The 19,243-nt window shown below is 60.3% G+C and carries 14 protein-coding genes; 3 read left to right on the forward strand and 11 right to left on the reverse strand.

The genetic code is table 11. From position 1 onward, the window contains the following. Positions 1-183: 183 nt before the first annotated feature. From ACTGJ9_RS38770 to ACTGJ9_RS38780, 3 genes are all read right to left on the reverse strand, one after another. Positions 184-2,859, reverse strand: a complete 2,676-nt coding sequence (locus ACTGJ9_RS38770; RefSeq protein ID WP_456675297.1) for an AAA family ATPase — start codon at positions 2,857-2,859, stop codon at positions 184-186. Then, positions 2,856-4,022: a metallophosphoesterase family protein gene (locus tag ACTGJ9_RS38775; RefSeq protein ID WP_456675298.1), complete on the reverse strand. Its 1,167-nt coding sequence runs from the start codon at positions 4,020-4,022 to the stop codon at positions 2,856-2,858. The genes ACTGJ9_RS38770 and ACTGJ9_RS38775 overlap by 4 nt, the downstream gene beginning before the upstream one ends. Before the next feature lie 516 nt (positions 4,023-4,538). Beyond that, positions 4,539-4,904 (reverse strand): hypothetical protein, encoded by a 366-nt coding sequence (locus tag ACTGJ9_RS38780; protein WP_456675299.1) that lies wholly within the window; start codon positions 4,902-4,904, stop codon positions 4,539-4,541. A 665-nt stretch (positions 4,905-5,569) separates the two neighbouring features. Between ACTGJ9_RS38780 and ACTGJ9_RS38785 the strand changes: the two genes are divergently transcribed. The 3 genes from ACTGJ9_RS38785 to ACTGJ9_RS38795 all read left to right on the forward strand — a co-directional run bounded on the left by ACTGJ9_RS38785 (position 5,570) and on the right by ACTGJ9_RS38795 (position 7,805). Further along, positions 5,570-6,769: a hypothetical protein gene (locus ACTGJ9_RS38785; protein WP_456675300.1), complete on the forward strand. Its 1,200-nt coding sequence runs from the start codon at positions 5,570-5,572 to the stop codon at positions 6,767-6,769. Between the two features lie 21 nt (positions 6,770-6,790). Beyond that, positions 6,791-7,048 carry a hypothetical protein gene (locus ACTGJ9_RS38790; RefSeq protein WP_456675301.1) on the forward strand — a complete coding sequence of 86 codons (258 nt, stop codon included), beginning with the start codon at positions 6,791-6,793 and terminating at the stop codon, positions 7,046-7,048. An 88-nt stretch (positions 7,049-7,136) separates the two neighbouring features. Next, the gene (locus tag ACTGJ9_RS38795; RefSeq protein ID WP_456675302.1) at positions 7,137-7,805 is read left to right on the forward strand and encodes an outer membrane protein; all 669 of its coding nucleotides are present in this window, start codon (positions 7,137-7,139) and stop codon (positions 7,803-7,805) included. 363 nt (positions 7,806-8,168) lie between these two features. On the opposite strand, the gene ACTGJ9_RS38800 is transcribed toward ACTGJ9_RS38795, so the two are convergent. The 8 genes from ACTGJ9_RS38800 to ACTGJ9_RS38835 all read right to left on the reverse strand — a co-directional run bounded on the left by ACTGJ9_RS38800 (position 8,169) and on the right by ACTGJ9_RS38835 (position 19,107). After that, the gene (locus ACTGJ9_RS38800; RefSeq protein ID WP_456675303.1) at positions 8,169-9,638 is read right to left on the reverse strand and encodes a hypothetical protein; all 1,470 of its coding nucleotides are present in this window, start codon (positions 9,636-9,638) and stop codon (positions 8,169-8,171) included. A gap of 608 nt (positions 9,639-10,246) precedes the next feature. Further along, entirely contained in the window at positions 10,247-12,343 is a 2,097-nt protein-coding gene (locus tag ACTGJ9_RS38805; protein ID WP_456675304.1) for an AAA family ATPase, read from the reverse strand. A 545-nt stretch (positions 12,344-12,888) separates the two neighbouring features. Then, complete coding sequence (locus tag ACTGJ9_RS38810) at positions 12,889-13,407, reverse strand: hypothetical protein (RefSeq protein ID WP_456675305.1); 519 nt, start codon at positions 13,405-13,407, stop codon at positions 12,889-12,891. A gap of 23 nt (positions 13,408-13,430) precedes the next feature. Further along, positions 13,431-14,042, reverse strand: a complete 612-nt coding sequence (locus tag ACTGJ9_RS38815) for a S1 family peptidase (protein ID WP_456675306.1) — start codon at positions 14,040-14,042, stop codon at positions 13,431-13,433. Between the two features lie 160 nt (positions 14,043-14,202). Further along, positions 14,203-15,252 carry a type 2 isopentenyl-diphosphate Delta-isomerase gene (gene fni, locus ACTGJ9_RS38820; protein WP_456675307.1) on the reverse strand — a complete coding sequence of 350 codons (1,050 nt, stop codon included), beginning with the start codon at positions 15,250-15,252 and terminating at the stop codon, positions 14,203-14,205. Positions 15,253-15,337: 85 nt separating this feature from the next. Then, entirely contained in the window at positions 15,338-16,240 is a 903-nt protein-coding gene (locus ACTGJ9_RS38825; protein WP_456675308.1) for a terpene synthase family protein, read from the reverse strand. After that, positions 16,237-17,787 (reverse strand): hypothetical protein, encoded by a 1,551-nt coding sequence (locus ACTGJ9_RS38830; RefSeq protein ID WP_456675309.1) that lies wholly within the window; start codon positions 17,785-17,787, stop codon positions 16,237-16,239. Before ACTGJ9_RS38830 ends, ACTGJ9_RS38825 begins: the two co-directional genes overlap by 4 nt. A gap of 321 nt (positions 17,788-18,108) precedes the next feature. Continuing rightward, on the reverse strand, positions 18,109-19,107 hold the full coding sequence (locus tag ACTGJ9_RS38835; protein WP_456678761.1) for a polyprenyl synthetase family protein: 999 nt from the start codon (positions 19,105-19,107) through the stop codon (positions 18,109-18,111). Positions 19,108-19,243 lie beyond the last annotated feature (136 nt).

The following is a 19,243-nucleotide window of genomic DNA, read 5'->3' on the forward strand; positions in this document are numbered from 1 at the left end:
GGACCCCTAATAGTTAGCGACAGCGTCAAGGCGAATGGTTGCGGATTTTGGAGACCTCTTCAACTGGTATAATCATAGGACCACAACTCTCGCGAGGTTATCTTGTCCGTTAACCATCCACTTTCCGCATATCTCCCGCAAACAGCCGATGCCATTCAGTTAGCAGCCGGCACAGCCCAAACCTCACGCCGCGTCCCGAATTTCCAAGGGAGCAGCCCCAAGCCGAGTGAACAGTTTCTTCCGGCACGTCAGAACGATAATCTGCACTTTGTCGCCAGCCCGCATCAGGACATCAAACATGCTTTCAATGCGGTCGTCGTCTGAAAACGCAAGCGCGTCGTCGAGGATGACCGTGGCCGGCCGGCCCTGCCCTAGCAAAAGCTCGGCAAAAGCCAGTCGGGTGAGGACAGCAAGTTGCTCCTTCGTGCCGCCGCTCAGGACATCGAAATCCTCGCGTTGCCCGGCGCGTTGGATCGCAGCGATGCGCAAATCTTCATCAAGCACGATATCGGCTCCGGGCAGGAGCATTTTCAGGTAGGGTTCCACACGGCTGATGACCGGCGTGAGATACCGGGTCTTTGCCTCACCTTCGGCTGCTTCTAATGTCTCCGAAAGCAGTTTTAGGACAGCCGCTTCTTTCTCAAATTCGGCTACGGCGCTCGCGAGGCGATCACGTTCAGCCTCGGCGGCAAGAAGCATTTCTTCGACGCCGGCGCCTTCGTTAGCCTCGATCAGCGCGGTAAGGCGTGTCACCTCAATCCCGAGATTTGCGACCGACCGCTGGTGGTTGGCGGCGACGCCTTCGAGCCGCTTAATCCGGGCATCGATGGCCTCCACTGTTTCGCCCTGACCGCGCAGCTTCTCTGCCAACTGCTCATCCCTCGCGACGGCTTCACCTTCAAGGCTCTCCGCGCTTGCGGTGATCTGCTCGTCGCTGGCGCGGGCACGCCCAGCTGCTAGGTCCGCCTTCTTGGTCTCGATCGTGCCGTTTAACCCAGCAAGGCGTTCGCGCGCGCTCAGGAGTTTTTTGTCGGCCTGGGCGAGAGCGTCCTGAGGCCCTGCCAATTCAGCCTCAGCTGTCTCGATTTCGGCAGCAAACCGCGCGCCTTCTGCATGATTATTGGCAATGTCGTCTGTCAAATCATCTTCGCCAGGAATTTCCGCAAGTTCGCACTTTTCCATCTCAACCTTGAGCCGGCCGCGCAACTCGCCCAAATGGCCCTTGAGAGCTTCCAGCCCGGCCGCCAGCTTCTTGGTCCGATTTCCGGGAGCAAGATTTGCCAGCTCCTTGCCGACGTCTGCCGAACGGCGGAGATATTCGTTGCGCTGGGCCGCCGCCGTGCGCGCGGCGGCTAGATCCATGACGCCTGCAGTCTCCAAAGCGGCTTTCACTTCCTCACGGGCCGCGTCCCGGCGTGCGACCAAGGCGGCGCGATCTTTGATTTGAGGCTCTACCGTGATCGCGCCCACGTCTTGAATGGTGATTACTGTCTTGCCAAGGATTGGGAGCGATGTTGCGGATGTATCGAGCGCTTTGCCGTCTAAGGCAACACTCGGCAGCGCGCCCTCCTCCAGGGCGAATGAAACGGTGGTCGCAACCGCGTTCGCGGCTGCACCTGCGGCCGATAGCTCCGTAACGGCCTCCTCGATTTTCGTTACGGCGGCATCGGTCGTCGCAATGGCGCCGATCAATTCCGAAAGCTTCCCCGCCTCGCACTCAAGCGAAGCAGCCTTATCGAGGGTCAGCTGGTGCTCGATGATTTCTGCATTCAGCGAGACAATGGCACGGATACGCTCAAGATTCCGCGCTCGTTCGGCTTTCTGGCTTGCTTTACTGCGAAGATCGGACAGCTTGGCTTCGCCGGCCTCGACGGAGGCCCGGGCGCCGGCCTTCGCGGCAACAGCGCCGGCGCTTGCCGTATTCAGATCGCTGAGTTGCAATTCGAGCGATTCCAGTTCTACAACGGCTTTGGCGCGATCATTAACTGATCTCCGGGCTTGTGTTGCGCGTTCGCGCGCGAGCTTGGCCGCGTCCGTCGCACTTCGAAGTTCGGCAGCGTGCGTCGCGGCAACCGTGCGCTTGGTCCGCTCCGCATCGACCTCGCTGCGGTGCGCCGCGTCGTCCCAGCTATCCGTTTCCTGCTTAAGCTCGCGCTTATTTCGCGCAAGATCTTCCATCAATTGAAACACGGACTGCCGCTTCGCTTCAAAGTCGGCCGTCTCCTGCTTGCTCTCGGCAAGCCGATCAATTGCGTCCTTGAACTTCCCGCGCGGTCCTTTCGAACTCCTTAGCGTTTCAAGGGCGTCTTTGATGGCTTTCGGAATTTTCTGCCCTCGCGTTCCACCTGTCACAAGGCCTACCTGCGCTTCCAGGCAGCCCTGCATGGTGCGCTGGCCATGCTCATCAAGCGCCGCATCGCCGAAGGATTGCCCCTGCTGAACCCAAAGCGTTCCCCAGATACCAGGCTCGCCGCCGCTGCGGCTGCCAGCAAAGCCGAGAAGGCGCTGCAGTTCCGCCTCCGCTGCGTCGTCCTCGAACAGCCGGCCATCCGAACAGGTCAAGGTTGACTTACCAGCTTGTCCCGCGAAGCGCTTGTGAATGGTCCAGCTCTTGCCGTCGATGTCGAAGGTGAGCTTCACTTCGGGCACGGTGCCGTTGACGAAGTGGCGAAACGCCTTGACGTGCGCAGCCGTCGACTTGGCCTTTTCGAAGATGGCGCCGTTGATGGCTTTCAGCAGGGTCGATTTGCCCAGCTCGTTTCGCCCCACCAAGACATTGACGTTGTCGCCAATGTTGTCGACGCGGAAGGTTCCGACAAATTTGCAGAAGTTGGTAAGCTCAATCGATCGGATCTTCATGACCGTGTCCCCTGACGAAGGTGCTCGATGTAAAGACGCTTGAGAGCAAGGGCGGCAAGCGACGCCTGGCCTTGATCCGACAAGACCGCAGCCATGGCCTTGAGGCGGTCTGCTGCCACACGCACAAAGCCGGCGTGATCGATCTCATCGAGATCCCGGTCGGTCGGATTGAGAACAAGGCCGGCCTCGTCAAAGCGCAGGCCGCGAAGCGCAGCCCCGACGCTCTGGAGGATTTGTTCCTCAAATTTCTTACGGCCGGCGAGAGACACCGCGCCCGTAACCCGGAGATCGACGACAATTTTGCTGAGGTCTGAATCGAGCGCACGGAGCTCGCCTTCGAGCAAATCCACTTGTGCATCTTCGGTCAGCACCTTCTCGACCCTGTGCCATTGGTAACGGCCTGTCGGGATTGGCGAGACCACCGGCAATGCATTTGAACCGTTGACCTCGACAAGAAGCGCCGAACCGCCGTTGCAGTGCGAGGATACGGGATTTGGCGGAAGCTTGAACTGGTCGGCCTCAGGCGTGCCGCTATACCAGCAACGGTCGTTCACCCGCATCTGCCGATGCCAGTCACCCATCGCAAGGTAAGAGAGGCCCGCGCTGTCCGCGCGGCTTGGCGCCACGTAGTTGCTGGCTTCACCCTCTGATCCAAAGCCTTGAATGGAGCCGTGCGCCATGCCGATACGGATCGCACCATCCGGCGTGGCCTCCTTATCCATATAGGCTGTGAGATCGTCCGCGCTCGATGTGAAACGAAGGGGCGTAGGCAACACAAAGACAGGAGCGCCACCTTCGTCCGCGATCTGCACCGCACCCGCCTGCGTATGCACGATCACATTCGAGGGGAGCTGCATGCGGACAATCCGATCCCATAGTCCGTTTTCACGGAAGTGGTCGTGGTTTCCAGGCATGAGATGCCATTGAACGCTTTTGAACGCGCGCATGTTCTCGATGGCCCGTGCCAGGGTCTGTTGAGACATCTGTTGTTTTTCGTAAATGTCGCCAGAAATGAGGACCGCCGTCGCGCCGGATTTAACCGCAGCCTCCCCAAGGGTCCGAACGACGGCCTGACGCGCTTCCTGCAGGGCGCTCGCAACCTCCGGCTCGAAATAGCCAAAAACCTTGCCGATCTGGAGATCGGATGAATGGATGAATTTCATAGTAGACGCCCTCCCCCTTAATTCTCGCTACAGTAGAGAGCAATGCGCTCCTCGCCTAGCGGCAAGCCCAGTTATGCCCATTTCGTTTTGGTCTTCTGCGAACCGGCTCTTCTGAGTGAAAGGATGAACGCCCGCCGAAGCAGGCGTTCAGGCTTACGCGTATTGGCTGAGCACCCAGGTGACGGCTTTGCCGTCGTAGGGTCGCATCCGGTCGGGCGCCCGATCTGGTTGCTATGAACGAGCGCTCCAACAGCATTCGGTCGATGCAGACGCTGCGCGGTGTTGGTGTAGCAGGCGTCCAGCCTGTTAACAGCTAACTTCCGATTTGTGAACACACCCGTCTCCCGGTCGTCCTTCTCCGCCCGGCGGAACGATCGTTAGCACATCATCCGGCAACGGCCGCCGGAATGCCTTCGGCTCATCCCACGGCGCCCGCATCCAGACATCGCGCTCCTCATGGGTCGTCAGGGCCACGCGTAACCTACTTGAGTCTCACGAAGCTCTGTTGAACGATGGTCAAATCATAGGTGAACCTGCGCCACCCGGCACGTCGCGCAGACAAGGAAAGCGGTTTGCGCGCTTTGAACATTTCAGGGACTTGCAAATCTGCTGAGAGGTAGAAGATCGAATATTGTTTCCCCGCAACAGGTACAAGAAAAAGCGGAAAGTAGATCGCGGCGGCCAGACCTTTTGCGGGATATCACCGGAGCAGCGGCGAGGCGCGCTGGCGTGGCAAGGGAAGCCATCCTCCAAGCCTTGGAAATGGTTGAAGTCCGTTGAGAACTGATAACCCGCAACGTGCAAAGCTACTTGCCCCGCATCGGAAACGATGCGGGGCACTTTATTGAATGCGTTTTTCAACTGCACAGTCGTTTCGGTCATTCGGTGCGCCGGTAGGGCGACCGGACTCTACGCAAGAGCGTCGGCCAAGCGTCCTGGCCTCCGGTGACGGTCCCTCGCGCGATAGCGAAGCGGCGTCGCCCTGGGAGCCAGCGAGGAGCCATGTGAAGGATGCCTGACCGTGGTCGTTTCACTGCCCCCTCAGCCATTCTCTGACCGGTCGTCCCGGTGGTGCGGGTCTGCGCAACGCAGACCTCGCATGGCAAACAGCGTTCAGCGCGACCGAAAGCGCCGCGAACTGGCCGTTTGAGTGTTAACCGAGAGAATTAACCAAAAATTCACTATACGATTGACGGCCATCGACAACAACTCAATGTTGCACTCGCATCAAGGTTGTTTTTTGGGGTGGACAACGTGCGTATTCAATCACACCGCTCACGTATTGCGTTTGTCTTTTCGAGTGTCGCTCTTTTTTTGAGCGGATGTACCGACATTGATGCTGTCAACTCTCGTACAGATACGATGAATGAAGGCGTTGCGACCTACTACAGCGAAGCCATTCTCCTCAACGTTATCCGGGCGAGCCGGTCAGAGCCGCTTTCGTTTGTGTCACTTACGACTTTGCAAGGACACAACACGATCAATGGGAGCGTAGGACTCCCTCGATAACCTTCGGTCCTCACACGCCTGTTGTGCCGCCTGGTGTAGTGCCCGCGCGAAACTATACTTTCGCGCCAAATACGCTGAGCAGGTCTGCTGGCACCGACTTTAACGCAAGTGTTGTCGACGATGGTCCGTCATACCAGGGACTACTCGCTCCTATCAGTCCAGCAACCATTGGATTCTTCATCAATCAAGGCTATTCGCGCGAACTGCTCTTCTTCCTGTTCGTCGATCGTATGCGGCTCCTCAATCTCGATGGTTCTTTAATCGAAGAGTACACGAATGATCCTGTCGGCACCCAGGACTTCGAGGTGAAGACTGCCGATGGATCGGTAAAGCCCAGCTTTCAACAAATCAATTCGGAGTGCTTTCAAAACTATCTGGCGTGGATGATCCGCGAAGGCTTTACCGCGCAGGTAGACGTGGACGCCCTTCCGGCGGCGCGTAGCGCTCCGGCAAACAGATTTTGCGCTGATCCTGGCCTGACGGTTTGGTTTCGATCCAGCATTGAGTCCAAATTTTGCAAAGGCATTCTCGATGAGAGTGGCCGATTGGATCCCTTTCGTTACAAACCTACAGCAGGACGATTGAGACCACTCTGCAACGCATCAACGGCTTGGTCCGTTTCCAAGACAGATGCCGGGACTGCAAAGGACAGCGCAGCGGCGCCGACCAAGGACGGTTCAGGCGGTACCACTACTGCAACAGCGGCTGGAACGACGCCTCTAACTGTTTCCATCCTGAGCAAACCTCCTGGAAAAGACCAATCCAGCGAGGCGACGGCCACAACGTCAGGGTCGACGCCGGTCACGTTGGCAATCAGCACACCGAACGCGACGAAGCCGGAAAAGAAGGTTTCCCTCAAAGACCCATGCGGTATTGCCACGCAACAGAAGCCGACTGATCCCAGGCCTGCCTACGAAATGTGTCTGGATGGCCGGATCAAAGCCCAGCTTTATCTACGTTCCGCCTTCGGCGTCTATGAATTTCTTGGAAAGCTAGTCGCACGACGATCGTCCGTTGGGCTTTATACCGGACTGGACTCTGACCAACAGCTATTCACTATCACGAAGGATTCCAACTATTGCTTCGTCGGCATCTCTTATTCGGGCGAACGCTACTGTGTTCCCTCCACTGCAGACAACACGAAGCGAATTTTTGCGCTGCTTCGCCAACTTGTTGCGCTGAATTCACCTTACGCCAATCAAGCTCCGACCCTCACCGTACGCACCATTACGCCTTGATCCAATGACAGGAGAACCATCATGCTGAGGACGTACCTTGCCATGTGCTTGGTGATGTTGCCGCTAAGCCAATCCCTCGCGGCTGATCCGGCGCCAAAGCTAAGTCCCCAGGATCTCGAATCCTTGAAACAGAAAGTCGAGCCGACGTTGCAAGACCCGAAGCTCAAGGACATCATTATCCACCTCAAGCCGGGTGGCAATGAGACTAATGCTTGCATCATTCGCCCAGACGGATCTGTTTGCTGCGGTTCGAAGCAAGGCTGTGAGCAACAGAACTAAGGCGTAACTTGGTTAGAACGGGGGGCGCGGGGATGGTGACCAAGACACTCAGACTGGCGTTTGCGATCGGCGTTTTAGGGGGCCAGCGATGGCGGCTGATGCCACTATCCCCGCCTACAAGATCGATGATTTGATTCCGAAATACAAAACTGAAACCTTCCAGCCCGTCACGTATAAGACGGAGCTGACGACCGTCTACAACTGGACCGGTCCGTATGTCGGCCTCAACATAGGAGGAGAAATCGGAAAATCCGCGTGGAACAGCCCATCACCAACTATTCCCGCAAGCAATCTCTCGACTTCCGGCGGCGCCGTCGGCGGAACGTTTGGATACAATTATCAGTTTGGCTATTGGGTAGCCGGCGTCGATGCCGACCTCGATTGGATGAACGCACGGGGATCTGCGACCTGCCCCACCTTGGGTGTTTGCACCACCCGCAGTCCTTGGCTTGGCACTGTACGGGGGCGAGTCGGCTACGCCTTTGACCGACTGTTGCCTTATGCGACGGTCGGTCCCGCCTTCGGCCAGCTGACGGCCGATGCGACGACACCGATTTTCAGCTCTTCCTCGATGAAATTTGGTTTTACCCTCGGCGGAGGCATCGAATACGCCATATTCGGGCCGTGGACCGGCAAGGCCGAGTATCTGTACGCGAATTTGTCAAAGCTGAATTGTCCGCTGTGCAATCCCGCCGGCGCGTTTAGCGTGGACTACAATTTGCACCTGTTCCGGCTTGGACTAAACTACCGGTACTGAATTTGTCCATGTAGTTTGTATCCCGCCGATTTGGCCGTTTCCGCATTATCTGGTCAACAGCCAGCTCCTCCCCTTAGCTCGACCAATCAAAACTAATTTCGCGCGGTTCTATTGCGTCTCAGGCCTACTCCCGTGGGCTTTGCCCACGGCCCGACTGGAGATCGAGATCGGCAACGCGGATATTTTGGGGACACCGGATTATCCGTGAGATCTGGTCGCAGGAGGGAGATCTCGCATTCCGTCGTGCCCAGGCCGCTTCAAGGGTCGAGACGAGCGGCAGAGCCGCCCTTGACCCGACCCGGTCCCGGCGCAGTCGGCTCGGCATCACCAATGCCGGAGAGTCGGCATTGGTGCCGGAGGGGTCTACGAATCCTTTTCGTCGTTCAATGCCTTAAGACGAAAGTACCGTGGGAACTCGCTCATCCAAACTAGCCCAATAAGATCACGAACATTGCGTGATTCTGGAGCCAGCGTAGCGTCGTCCTGCTTCTCAAACGCCCTCTGCAAGGCTTCGATTGCCGAGAGCTGCTTAAATTCGCCGTCAGAACGTTTGCTAGCTGCGCATTCGGCGATGGTGGTGGCAAGATCTTCAGGTAGGTTCAAGTTACATTCCATAAGCGAAAGGGCAGCAAGGCGCGAGGCCACAAGCTGTGGACCGGGATCGGGCGCGTTGGCGAGGAACCGATAACGCTCCAGCGCGCGTAGTGTGGGCGCCAAACTCAGCAACCGTTCACCGGCGGAGCCAGCTTTGCTTTGTAATAGATCGCAAAGCTTCTGGAACCGTTCGTTGTTGGATACGAGCTTTTCCCGGAGATCCGCGCGTTCAGCTAAATCGATGCCCACAAGCACAGTGTCCACGCATAGTTGGAATATCTGGCGGCCGTACAGCATGAGGGAGCCGAATATGCCGGTAACTTGTCTTCTGTTGGTGCCACCTGGATAGAAGTATCGATCGCGTACCTCGCCCTCATGAGCCACGCGCGAGCGAGCATCGTAAAACTGTTGAGCCCACTCACTGAGACGCTCCGTTCGTCCAAGAAGCAACGAGATTGCGTCCACCAAGCGCTCGGTTTTTGAGGACTCCGGAAGGCGTAAGAGCGTTTCAAAGGCGACCGCCAAATTGAGGAGGGTCTGACTCTGATTGAGTCCGTTTTCGTTCGCAGCGTTAAACCAGCGCAAGGCCGAAAAGATGCGCCGCGAGGTCGATGTCTCCGGCTTCTCCAGTAGATCCAACAGCAGGTGATGATGGGGTCCCACCATTCGATGCTCTAGGTCGATCGAGAGGTCTTGCGAGATATTCAATGTCATATGCGGTTTTGGACCGTACAATCGTGATCCTGGTTCGACCCAGAAGGCATGCCTGAAATTGTAGAGGCCATTGTAGCCAGGAATGTAGTGATGCTGATCAGGCTCAGGTCCGGGCGCAGTCGCGATACTCTCGGTGTGGTGTTCAGGACGGGTCAGAAATACGCTTACGCGCGAGGCCGTAAAAAGTACGAGGCTCGTCTCCTCAGGCGACAGGAAGACGTTTTCGAATACATCGTGCGGAGCTGCATACAGATAAGATACGACGTCTCGTAGGTTAACGAGATGATTGAGGCGATGATCGCCCGAATGAACCTCTATTCCGGGTAGGACAGCGTAAGAGGCGGATTTTATGCGCAGATCATTCTGCGCAAATAGCATCGAGGCAAGTTCGCCGACTGCCTTAGCTTGATCTGGCGGCAGACCTTCAAGGTCTGTTGTTGAGCGGAAAGTGTAGCCGCCTATCCGTACGGGCGACCTCGTCTTGAGGAAAGGGAAAATCGCTATCGCGAACTGTGGCTCAATCATAAGGGCACTATAGCACGTGCCGGGGGCGACCCGGTCATATGATATGCATCCATGCGGACGCATCTGCCGATCCGTGCACGAATACGCTGTAGTGTCTGCTCCCAGGCCACGCTGAAGGAAATGCCGTAGTAGTCGGTATGTTTCCCTAGCAGTTTGTGAGTGTGGCTCTGAGCGGTGCGCAGCTAATCCAGGTCGACGAGACCCTCTCGAGCTATTGCAGGTTCTACGCTGGTCTCGCGACCTGTCGGGCCCGCTGAGTACGATGTTCTCCAACGATCCGTTAAGGGATTTTCGACAGGCTCCAGAATCAGGCAAACGCCGACACTGGGGCTCTAACAGGCCATCTTCGTGCTGCCCCGCTTCCGCAAAGGGCCCTGCAAGTGGCCCGCGCGCGCTCAGAATCCCGCTAAATAGCACGAATTTTAGCACAAGCTCGAAACAGGGTCGGAAAAAAGTAAGAAAAACAGGAGACTTAAGGCTTGACGAGAGGACTTGGTATCCCACCATGGATCGGCAGCTTTAAAAAGCGCGATTCAATTGCGGCAGGCGCGCTCTCCAGGAGCGTGGTCAACCTTGGATGTGAACCTCAATGCAATGCTAGTGAAACTCTATTGGATGGGCGGCAGCATGCGAACGCACTCGTCAATGACGTACTCGGGAATGCTCTCGAACTTATGCGGGTTGAGCTGCATTACGTACTCATTCTCGATGTGGTATGACTCGTTGATAAACTTGCGGAGCACGTCATCGTCGTGTTCGAGGTTGAAAATCCGGAACAACTGGATTTTTTCGTAGCCGACGTCCGTGGCCGCGAATTTGGCGCGGATGGCGTTAACGTCGTTCACCTCGGCGACCAGCGCATCGTAGTTGAACCCTGGTAAGTGTTCTTTTCGGATGCTTTCCTCTCCTGCCTGTTTCTCCTCCGGGGTCATGTTCCGGTTTTCAGTTGCCGTCTGCAGCGTGGGAACGGCGCGGCCTTTGAACAGGCTTGCCAGCAGATTGTATTCCCTGCCGACTTCATCACGTAGCTCATAGTCGCGCCGCAGATAAATGGCCTGCAGGATCGGGTCCTGCAGCGTGGCGATGTTCGCCCTGCAGACCCTGGCAAAGGTCTGAATGTCCTCCCTCGCGATCGGCACTTCTTTCACAATGCCCCCGCGCGAAGAAAGAAAAGATGCCGATGGTTTTGCCCCTTGAAACACGTCCTTGGTACTTTTGATAACATCGATGGCGGGCTCGATGTCATGGGTCAGCAAAAGGGTGGTCCGCCCTCTCAGGCTGGCTCTGCCCTGGAACAGCTCGTGCAGGATGGCGAACTTCTTGTTCTTGTCGAACGACGAAATTGGGTCGTCCAGCACCACCAGGTCCGGGTTTTCGCTCAGCACTTGGTGCATGAAAAGAACCAGGGCGAAGGCGTTCTTTTCGCCGTAGCTCAGGTGCTTGGACGCAGTTTCCAGGTGACCGGCCAGATCCCGGTGCACCAGCTTCATTTTGTAGGATTGCTCCTCAGGAACGATCTCGACGACGTACTTGTAGCCGGCGGACTTAAGGAACGTGTTGATGCTAACCTGGTTGGCCTCTATCGCCTTTTTGATCTTGGCCTTGTGCTTGTTGACCTTTCCCGTCAAGTCGCCAACCTTCGTAAGCAGGTCTTCAAGTTGCGCGTTGACAGGGTCTGTGATGCTCCGGGTCTCTGGGGAATCGAGCTTGTCCATGAGGGCCAGGTCGATCTTCAGCGGGGTGATCCTCTCACTGATCTGGTCCACGTCCCGCAAGGAGAAAAAGGAGATAGCCCGGAGACCTTCCAGCTGGTTGATCATGCCGTCGATCTCAGCCTTGAGGCCCGTAAGGAAACTCACCTCGGCGGCAGTCAGGTCAATCTTGGTTTTCGTTACCTTCTGCAGGTTTTCGCGGCACTTCTCGCTGAAATACTTGCCAAGCCTTTCGATGACAGCTTTGAGCGTGTTGAGGTGACCGACCGCCGTGGCGTCGAATTCCTTCTCGACTGCGAGCGCGGTGTCCTTCTGCCCCTCACCAACAAGCGGGGTGGCGCAATAGGGGCAATTGTCGCCCAGCTTCAGATACTCGTTGCCCTTGATCTGCCAGCCGATCCACTTGGACGGTTCTTGGCTCTTGATGAAGTTCTCAAAGGGCTTCAGCGCCTCGGGAATATTCTCGGTCTTATTGCCGGTGCCGAACGCCTTATGAATCTTGCTGTTCTTCGGAATGTTGCCGGGCTTCGATTTTCCGAACGCATCCCGCAATTCCTTGAAGTCCGAAATGGTCTGTTCGATTTCCGCATTGTTGGCGAGCGTCTGCTTCACACCAGCTAACACAATGTCGATGGCCTCCATCGCCGCAACATAATCCGGCGTTTTGATGAAAATGTCGAAGCTGTTCTTAAGGACTTCGTCTTTCTGGAAAACGAACTGCTGGACGTAGTCATCATCGAAGACAAGGGCTGAAGCCATACCGTCAATGCCCTGCACAGACGGCGGCGTTGCATCCGCCTTGCCTCGGCTTTTGAATGGCATGAGGTCACCGAGAGTGCCGTCTCCGCGAATTTGGCTGACAATGGCTTTTGCCAAAGTACTCTTGCCAAGGCCGTTGGGCCCATATTTGATATTCAGCGTGCCTTTCAGCACACTGATTTCGGCACGATCCACACTGTTACAGTTACTGACGACAACAGTTAATTGGGTCATACCAACGTCCTCCGCTTCCAAGAAGGAGGGACTATGAACCTAAAGGTCCGATTTGCGCGGAGCAGGTAAACTCAATCCCCAAGAAAATTCAAAATTATCAGCGGAGTCGGCGGGTCTGGGACGCGATCGGCGGTATGGCTGGCTGTTTCAGCAATTGATTGCTGGGATGTCCGCTTTCGGATGCAGCTAAGGCCGCTGCGTAAGGTCAAAAATGACCCATCGACCGTAAGCGATCCAACTTTTTTACCGCAAAACGCCGCGGTTTCTACGCTTTTTTACACAGGCCATCTCCGGTTCTTTGCACGGGCGTGGCGGCTATAGCGTGCGGTGGAGAGCAATCGGTATTTGGCGCGCCCGGAACGATTCGGACGTCCGACTCTCTGATCCGTGGTTGACGCTGAATTTGCGCGGTCAGCAATACTAACCGTCACATAGCCAAACGCGTTTGGTGGCCGCACCACGATAGGAAATCAGGCTCAATTCCAGACCGGACGCGCCCGTCACCACGCGATTGGTGGCGAAGTAGATGGGTACCATCCCCTTAATCACAGAGTTGTTGACCACCACCTCGACTCCGGCGCTGCTTTTTCGGGAGGCGCCTGCTCGCTCGCCTTACCGGTTGTCGGTCGCCACGGCCGATAGGCGAAGCGAACCTGCGCCCCACCGCCGTTTATCGCGCAACCGATATTGCTGGCGCCGTTGGCGGTCTCAACGTGCCACGTGCACCCTGTGCGGTAGCCGGGCTCAGCAGGGAAAGTCTCGGTATAGTCCGCCGACTGCTCCGCATATACGACCGGGTGATCGTCCTTGATTTTGTCCACTGTATACGATCGCTCGATCAGCTTCGCCTCGACGAGCTGCGACACCGGGACGTTCACGATGAGGCGCCGGTCTTCGGGCAGAAGGGTATGGATCGCTCCGGCGAGGATTTCGGGGATCTTCATGCCGGCGTTGGCTTGCGTCTGCACATGCGTGGAATTCAGCTTGCTCCAGTTCTCAAACGAGATCGTTGTCTCGACCCACTTCGTCCAGCAAGCAGATGGCTGGGGAATGGCCGTGATCATGCTGTACAGGGGGCTTGCGGTAATCACCGTGGCGGGAATGATGAAGTTGACGTCAGAAACCTGCGCCTCGTTTCACTTGACGATGCCGCCGACTGCGATCCTAGCGGTGCGCCGAACTCGTTGAATGCGGGGTCACCGCTGTTGCCGACGTTCATGGCCGTGTCGGTTTGCCAGCGACCGTTCGGGCTAGTCTGGTTGCTTATCAGATCGCTCGATATGCTCAGATCCAGATCGAGCGCATAACCGAGCAGATAGAGCTGAGTCTCCATCGGGGCTTGCTGGTTGCCATCGATCACGGGCATCGGACAACGAGAGGCGTCTCCGCTATTTCCGGCGGGCTGCGACAGCTCGAGAGAGCCAGGTCTCTGGCATCGTCGCGATAAACCACAGTGAATTTGATTGGGTTCGCATTGCGCGACCCGAGACGGGCATTGACTTCGAAGCTTGTAGTTCTCCTCGCGTCCGATCACATGGCAGTTGGTCGGCAGGAGGCTGTCGCCGATGAGCAGCCCGGAGCCGCCACCGACTTCCTGCTTGTCGTTGTACATGACGCCAAACTGGACGTGAACCGTCCTGACGTTGTACCGCGCAGCAATTTGCACCGCCGCGCGATCCGCCTGCGCGGGAGCGCTCATGGTTACCAAAAGACCGAGTGTCAGGAGCGATAGAATGTCATGACAGCGGCAATATCGAGGGGCTGAACCGCCTCGCCAAGGTGAATCAGTAGTCTATCTTTGGCGTAGGTATTTCAGCGGCCAGCTAGGCGCCCGCCGCCACGTGCGGGCGACGCCCGCATCAACCGGCGGGCAGATGCGCCGAGGGCAACAAGCGCGCCTGACGCAACGCCGCCAGATCAGCCGAGCCGGTGCAGAAGCAGGCGACGGCCAACTGGCGGATGACGATCTCGAAATGCGCGACGACCGCCTCGGTGGATACCGTCGCCGCGCGCAGCACGCTGGCCGCCTGCCCGGCGATGTCCGCGCCCAGGCGGATGGCTTTGGCCACGTCGACGCCATCGCGGATCCCGCCCGACGCGATCAGCTTCACCGCTGGCAGCGCCCGGCGTACCGCCTGCACGCTGGCCGGGGTCGGAATCCCCCAATCGGCGAACGCCATCGCCACTGCACGGTCGGCGGCATCGCGGGCGCGCTCGCCCTCCACGGCGGCCCAGCTGGTGCCGCCGGCGCCGGCGACATCGATCACCGCCACGCCGGCCTCGACGAGCGTACAGGCCACCGAGGCGGCCAGACCCGACCCCACTTCCTTGGCCACGATCGGCACGCCCACGCTGCGCGCGGCGCGAGCGATCTGCGCCAGGACGCAGCGCCAGTCGCGGTCGCCCTCCGGCTGTACCGCTTCCTGCAGCGGATTGAGATGGACGATGAGTCCATCGGCCTCCAGCGCATCCACCGCCCGGCGCGCCAGGTCCAGGCCGTCGGCCTCGCGCAATTGCGCGGCGCCGATATTGGCCAACAAGGGAATGTCTGGCGCCAGGCGGCGCAGCGCGCGCGTCAGCCCCTGGGAGTTGCGGGATTGCAGGCTCACGCGCTGCGAACCGACGCACATGGCGATCCCCAAGGCTTGCGCTGCCTCGCTCAGATGCCGGTTGATGGCCTCGGCGCGTGGCATGCCGCCGGTCATGGAGCTGATCAGCAGCGGCGCGCGCATGGTCTTGCCCAGCAGCGAGGCGCGCAGGTCGATCTGCGTCAGGTCCAACTCGGGCAATGCGCAGTGCTCGAACCGGATGTACTCCCAGCCGGTGGCGACCGTGGCCGGCGCCGTTCGCCGATCCAGCACGATGTCCAGATGGTCGTCCTTGCGCCGGCTCAGGGCGGTATCGCTCATGCTCGCTCCATCCGTCGCATCGGGCGACGGCGTTGCGTCGGATCGGACTGACGGCAGCGCGCGCACGCCGCCGCCTCCCGCGCGTTCAGGCCGGCGCACGCGGGCCTCCCCGCGCAGCGTCGCTGCGGTAGCGGCTGGTCGAGGTCTGGTAGTACTGCGCGCGGATGGCCGCCATGGCCTCGATCAACGGTCCCCACGGCGCGGGAAAGCGTTCTTCCGCCATCACCCGGTGCAGCATGCGCGTATGGCCGGCCAGTTCGTCGTTGAGGAACTCCACCACAGGCATAGCCGGATAGCGCTGCAGCAGCAGGATCGCCGCGTTCTCGGCCTCGCCGGCCGACTTGTCCTTGTCGCGTCCATGCAGATCGTTCTGCAGGCGCCCTATCACCGAGATGAGCCGCAGGACCTGGCGAAACGCCGGACGCGCGCACAAGGTCGCCATGTCCAGCCCCCACAGCAACGACAGGCAACAGAACACGTTCGCGTAGGCGATCGAATCGATGCCGTTGTGCAGATACTCGGCGTAGGACCAGCGTTCCGCCCCTGCCGCCTGGGCGTGTCCGGCGCGCAGCGCCGCGCAGTAGCACCGGGTATCCTCGAGAAGCTGAGCATAGTCGCGAGGATCGTAGGCGAGCGCGGCCATCGAAGTGCGCAGCACAGCGCAGCCCTCGAATCCGGGGAGCGCGCACGGCACGCCCTGCCCCAACGCCTGCTCCACCGCGGCGAGCTGCTCCGGCGCGATCAGGCCAAGGTCGTTGCAATCGTCGAGCCAGAACAGCAGCGCCAGTTCGCGGTAGAACGCCACGATCAGCGTTTCGTCCTGCGGATCGCGGCCGGTGCGGGCGCTGGTGTCGCGCAGGCTCGGGTGGATGCGCTGCAGGATGTACTGGCCGCCCCTGACCGCTTCCACGGCATGCTCGTCGGCGAACCCGGTCAGGGAACGCCCCCACTCCAGCACCTGCTGCAGCGCGCGTTCGGTCTGGATCATGGCGCCGCTCCTGCTCCCTCGGCCAGGACGCGCCGCCCCCAACGAAGCGCCAGCCACAACCCGGCGAGTTCGGCCACGCGCACGACCCGGGTGGGGCAATACAGTTCCTTGCCGATCCACAGCGGCGTCTGTGGCAATGCATGCGCTGCATGGCGGGCGAGCATCCACTCCAGCGCACGCGCCACCGCCTGCGCGATGCGCCGGCGCACTGTCGGCTCTTCGCTCCCGTCCATCACGTGCAACGCGAACAGCGCATAGGCGGTTTCCTCGAATGTGGACGCGCGACCGGCGCCCCAGCCGCCGTCGTTGCGCTGCGCCTGCAGCAGCGCCGCCAGCACGCGCTCGTCGCGCCACTGGGGCTTGCCTTGCGCCAGCGCAGCGACCGCGTGCGCGGTGGGATACAGCCACGAAACGTGCCATTTTTCGTTGTCCCATAGACCCTGCGGGTTGCGATTGGCCTCGACATAGGCGCTGGTGCCGGAGGCGGGCTTTCCCAACAGTCGCAACGCATGCAGGGCATGGATGTTGGTCGACACCGAGGCATTGCGCTCGCCGGGGAAGGTGACGAACAGCTCGCCGATTTCGAAATGGCGCAACGCATCGACAGCCGGATCGCGGCCTGCAAGGCGCAGGACGCACAACGCAATGGCGGTGTCGTCCGCATCGGCGGCGAAGTGCAAGGCCGGGCCCAGACCGCGCACGCCCAGGCGGGCGTCGAGCTGCGCGACGATCACGCGCACCGCCTCGGCGAGCGCGGGATGCGCGAACAGCCCGGCCAGATGCAATGTGTACAGCGACCAGCATGGCTCGAACACATTGATCGGCCAGACGTTGGGAACGACACCTTCGATGCCGCTGCGCGTCGCCCGCGATGCCGCCTGCAGATACGCCTCGGCGCGCCCGACGTGCGGCGTGCTCCCCTGTGTCACGGCGTGCGCACGCCACGCGGCGGTAGCCGCCGGACTGATGCCGATGCTGCCGTCGTCATCCGGGCATGCGGTGGTCGGCGACGTCCCCCAGGCTTCCCAAGAGTGCAGCAACGGATGGCCGCTCGGCAACGTCGCCACCGCCCCCAGCTTGACCAGGCACGCTTGCCGCAACGGCAACAGCGCCGGGTGGCGAGGAAACGCCACGCCGCCCAGCAAGGATGCGGCCTCGCCGCAAAACTGCGGCAGGATCAGCTCCGCGCCAATCGGCGCGTCTTCTGGCACCGCATGCGCGTAAGGGTCGGGCTGGCGCTCGAGGAACCGGACTGCAGCCTGGACTGCGTCGGCAGCGCCGGGAAGAGGATCGGCACGGTGCAATGCCAGCAACGCCGCCCACGTGGGCGCATGGCGGAACAGCGGGAAGTCCGCGCTTCCCCATCCGCCATCGGCCTGTTGCTGCGCAATCAGCCACGCGTATGCGTCCTGCCGATCCGTGACGTTGCCGTCGAACTGCAGAGCTCGCGCCGTGTCGTAGACGGACGGACCGACGCTGCCGCCGTCGCCCATCTCGCTCAGCAGGTGGCGCAATTCGGAAAGGATCTGTTCGGACAGCGCGTTCACGCGGGATGTTCCTTCTGCAGACGGTTGACGAGAACCAGGATCGGGCAGACGCCGCGCGCACCGCCGCAGGTCCATCGCGGCCTGGCGCATGGGCAACGCTGGACGGCCGCCCTGCTCCGGCGCGGCGACGCACCCCGATGCTGGCGCCGGTCCGCCGCATAGGCTTGCGCGCAGCGCGCCGCGTGCGCCGCGTGCGCCGCGTGCGCCGCGTGCGCCGCGGCCATGCTGGGCAACCGCTGCGATCGGGGGCCGCGGACTCGGACACAACGCAGCATCCACCGCTGCCGCCGGCCGATCGCAGCGGCACAGGGATGGGCGCGCTCATGCGCATGGCGCGTGCTTGAACAGATACGCGTTGGCCTGCTGCAGCATCTGCGCCAACCGTTCCGCACGCGGCCCCAGCGGGATGATGGCCTCCTCGGCGTCGCGCAACAGATCCAGCGCGAACTGGCGCGCTGCCTGCAGCCCCATGATCGACGCGCAGGTCGGCTTCTGCGCCGCCGCGTCCTTGCCGGGGGTCTTGCCGAGCGTCGCGGTATCCGCTGTCGCGTCGAGAATGTCGTCGACCACCTGCAAGGCCAGGCCGAAGCAGGCGCTGTAGCGATCGAGCGCACGGTACAGCGCTCCGTGCGCGGCATCCTCCGCGATGGCGCATAGCGCACCCATGCGAACGGACGCGCGCACTAGCGCTCCGCTCTTCATCCGGTGCATCGCCACGATCCTGTCCAGCTCGACGTGCTTTCCAACCAGCGACAGATCAATGGCCTGCCCGCCTGCGGCACCCTCGGCGGACACCGCCTGCGCCATTTCGCGCACGAGCGCGATACGGTTGTCTCCCGGCGCATCCAGGGTCGCCAGAGTCAGGAAGGCGTGCGCCTGCAGCGCATCGCCGACCAGGATCGCAGTGGCTTCGCCGAACTTCACGTGCACGGTCGGAAGGCCGCGGCGAAGCACGTCGTCGTCCATCGCGGGCAGGTCGTCGTGGACCAGGGTACAGGCGTGCATCATCTCGATGGCGGCACCGACGTCGCCGAGCATGTGCGCCGGCGTGTCGGCCAGTGCGCCGGCAGCCAGACAGAGCAAGGCGCGGGTGCGCTTGCCGCCACGCAAGGTGGCGTAGCGCATAGCCGCCATCAGCTCGGTCTCACCGTTGTCTTCGGCGCAGAGAAGACGCGCCAGCGCCTGTTCGACCTGCTTTGCGCCGTCCTGCATCCAGATCTCCGGCAGCAGCCTGCCGGATGCGCCGCGCGCCTGCGCGCCCAATCCGCCGAGCGCGCAAACGCCAGTTCGGTCGTCGTGTGGCGTGGAACCGGTCTGCATGCTGTTCATGTCCTTGTACCTGACAGGAGACGGCCACGGCGACGGGCGAGCCGCCGCGGTGTTGCCGGCGTCTCACTGAGCGCGGGCGCCGAGTGCAGCAATGCCGCGCGTCGCCGGTGCCGCTGCCTCGCCACAC

The organism is Bradyrhizobium sp. RDM12 (genome assembly GCF_051917485.1).
Classification (GTDB): Bacteria; Pseudomonadota; Alphaproteobacteria; order Rhizobiales; family Xanthobacteraceae; genus Bradyrhizobium.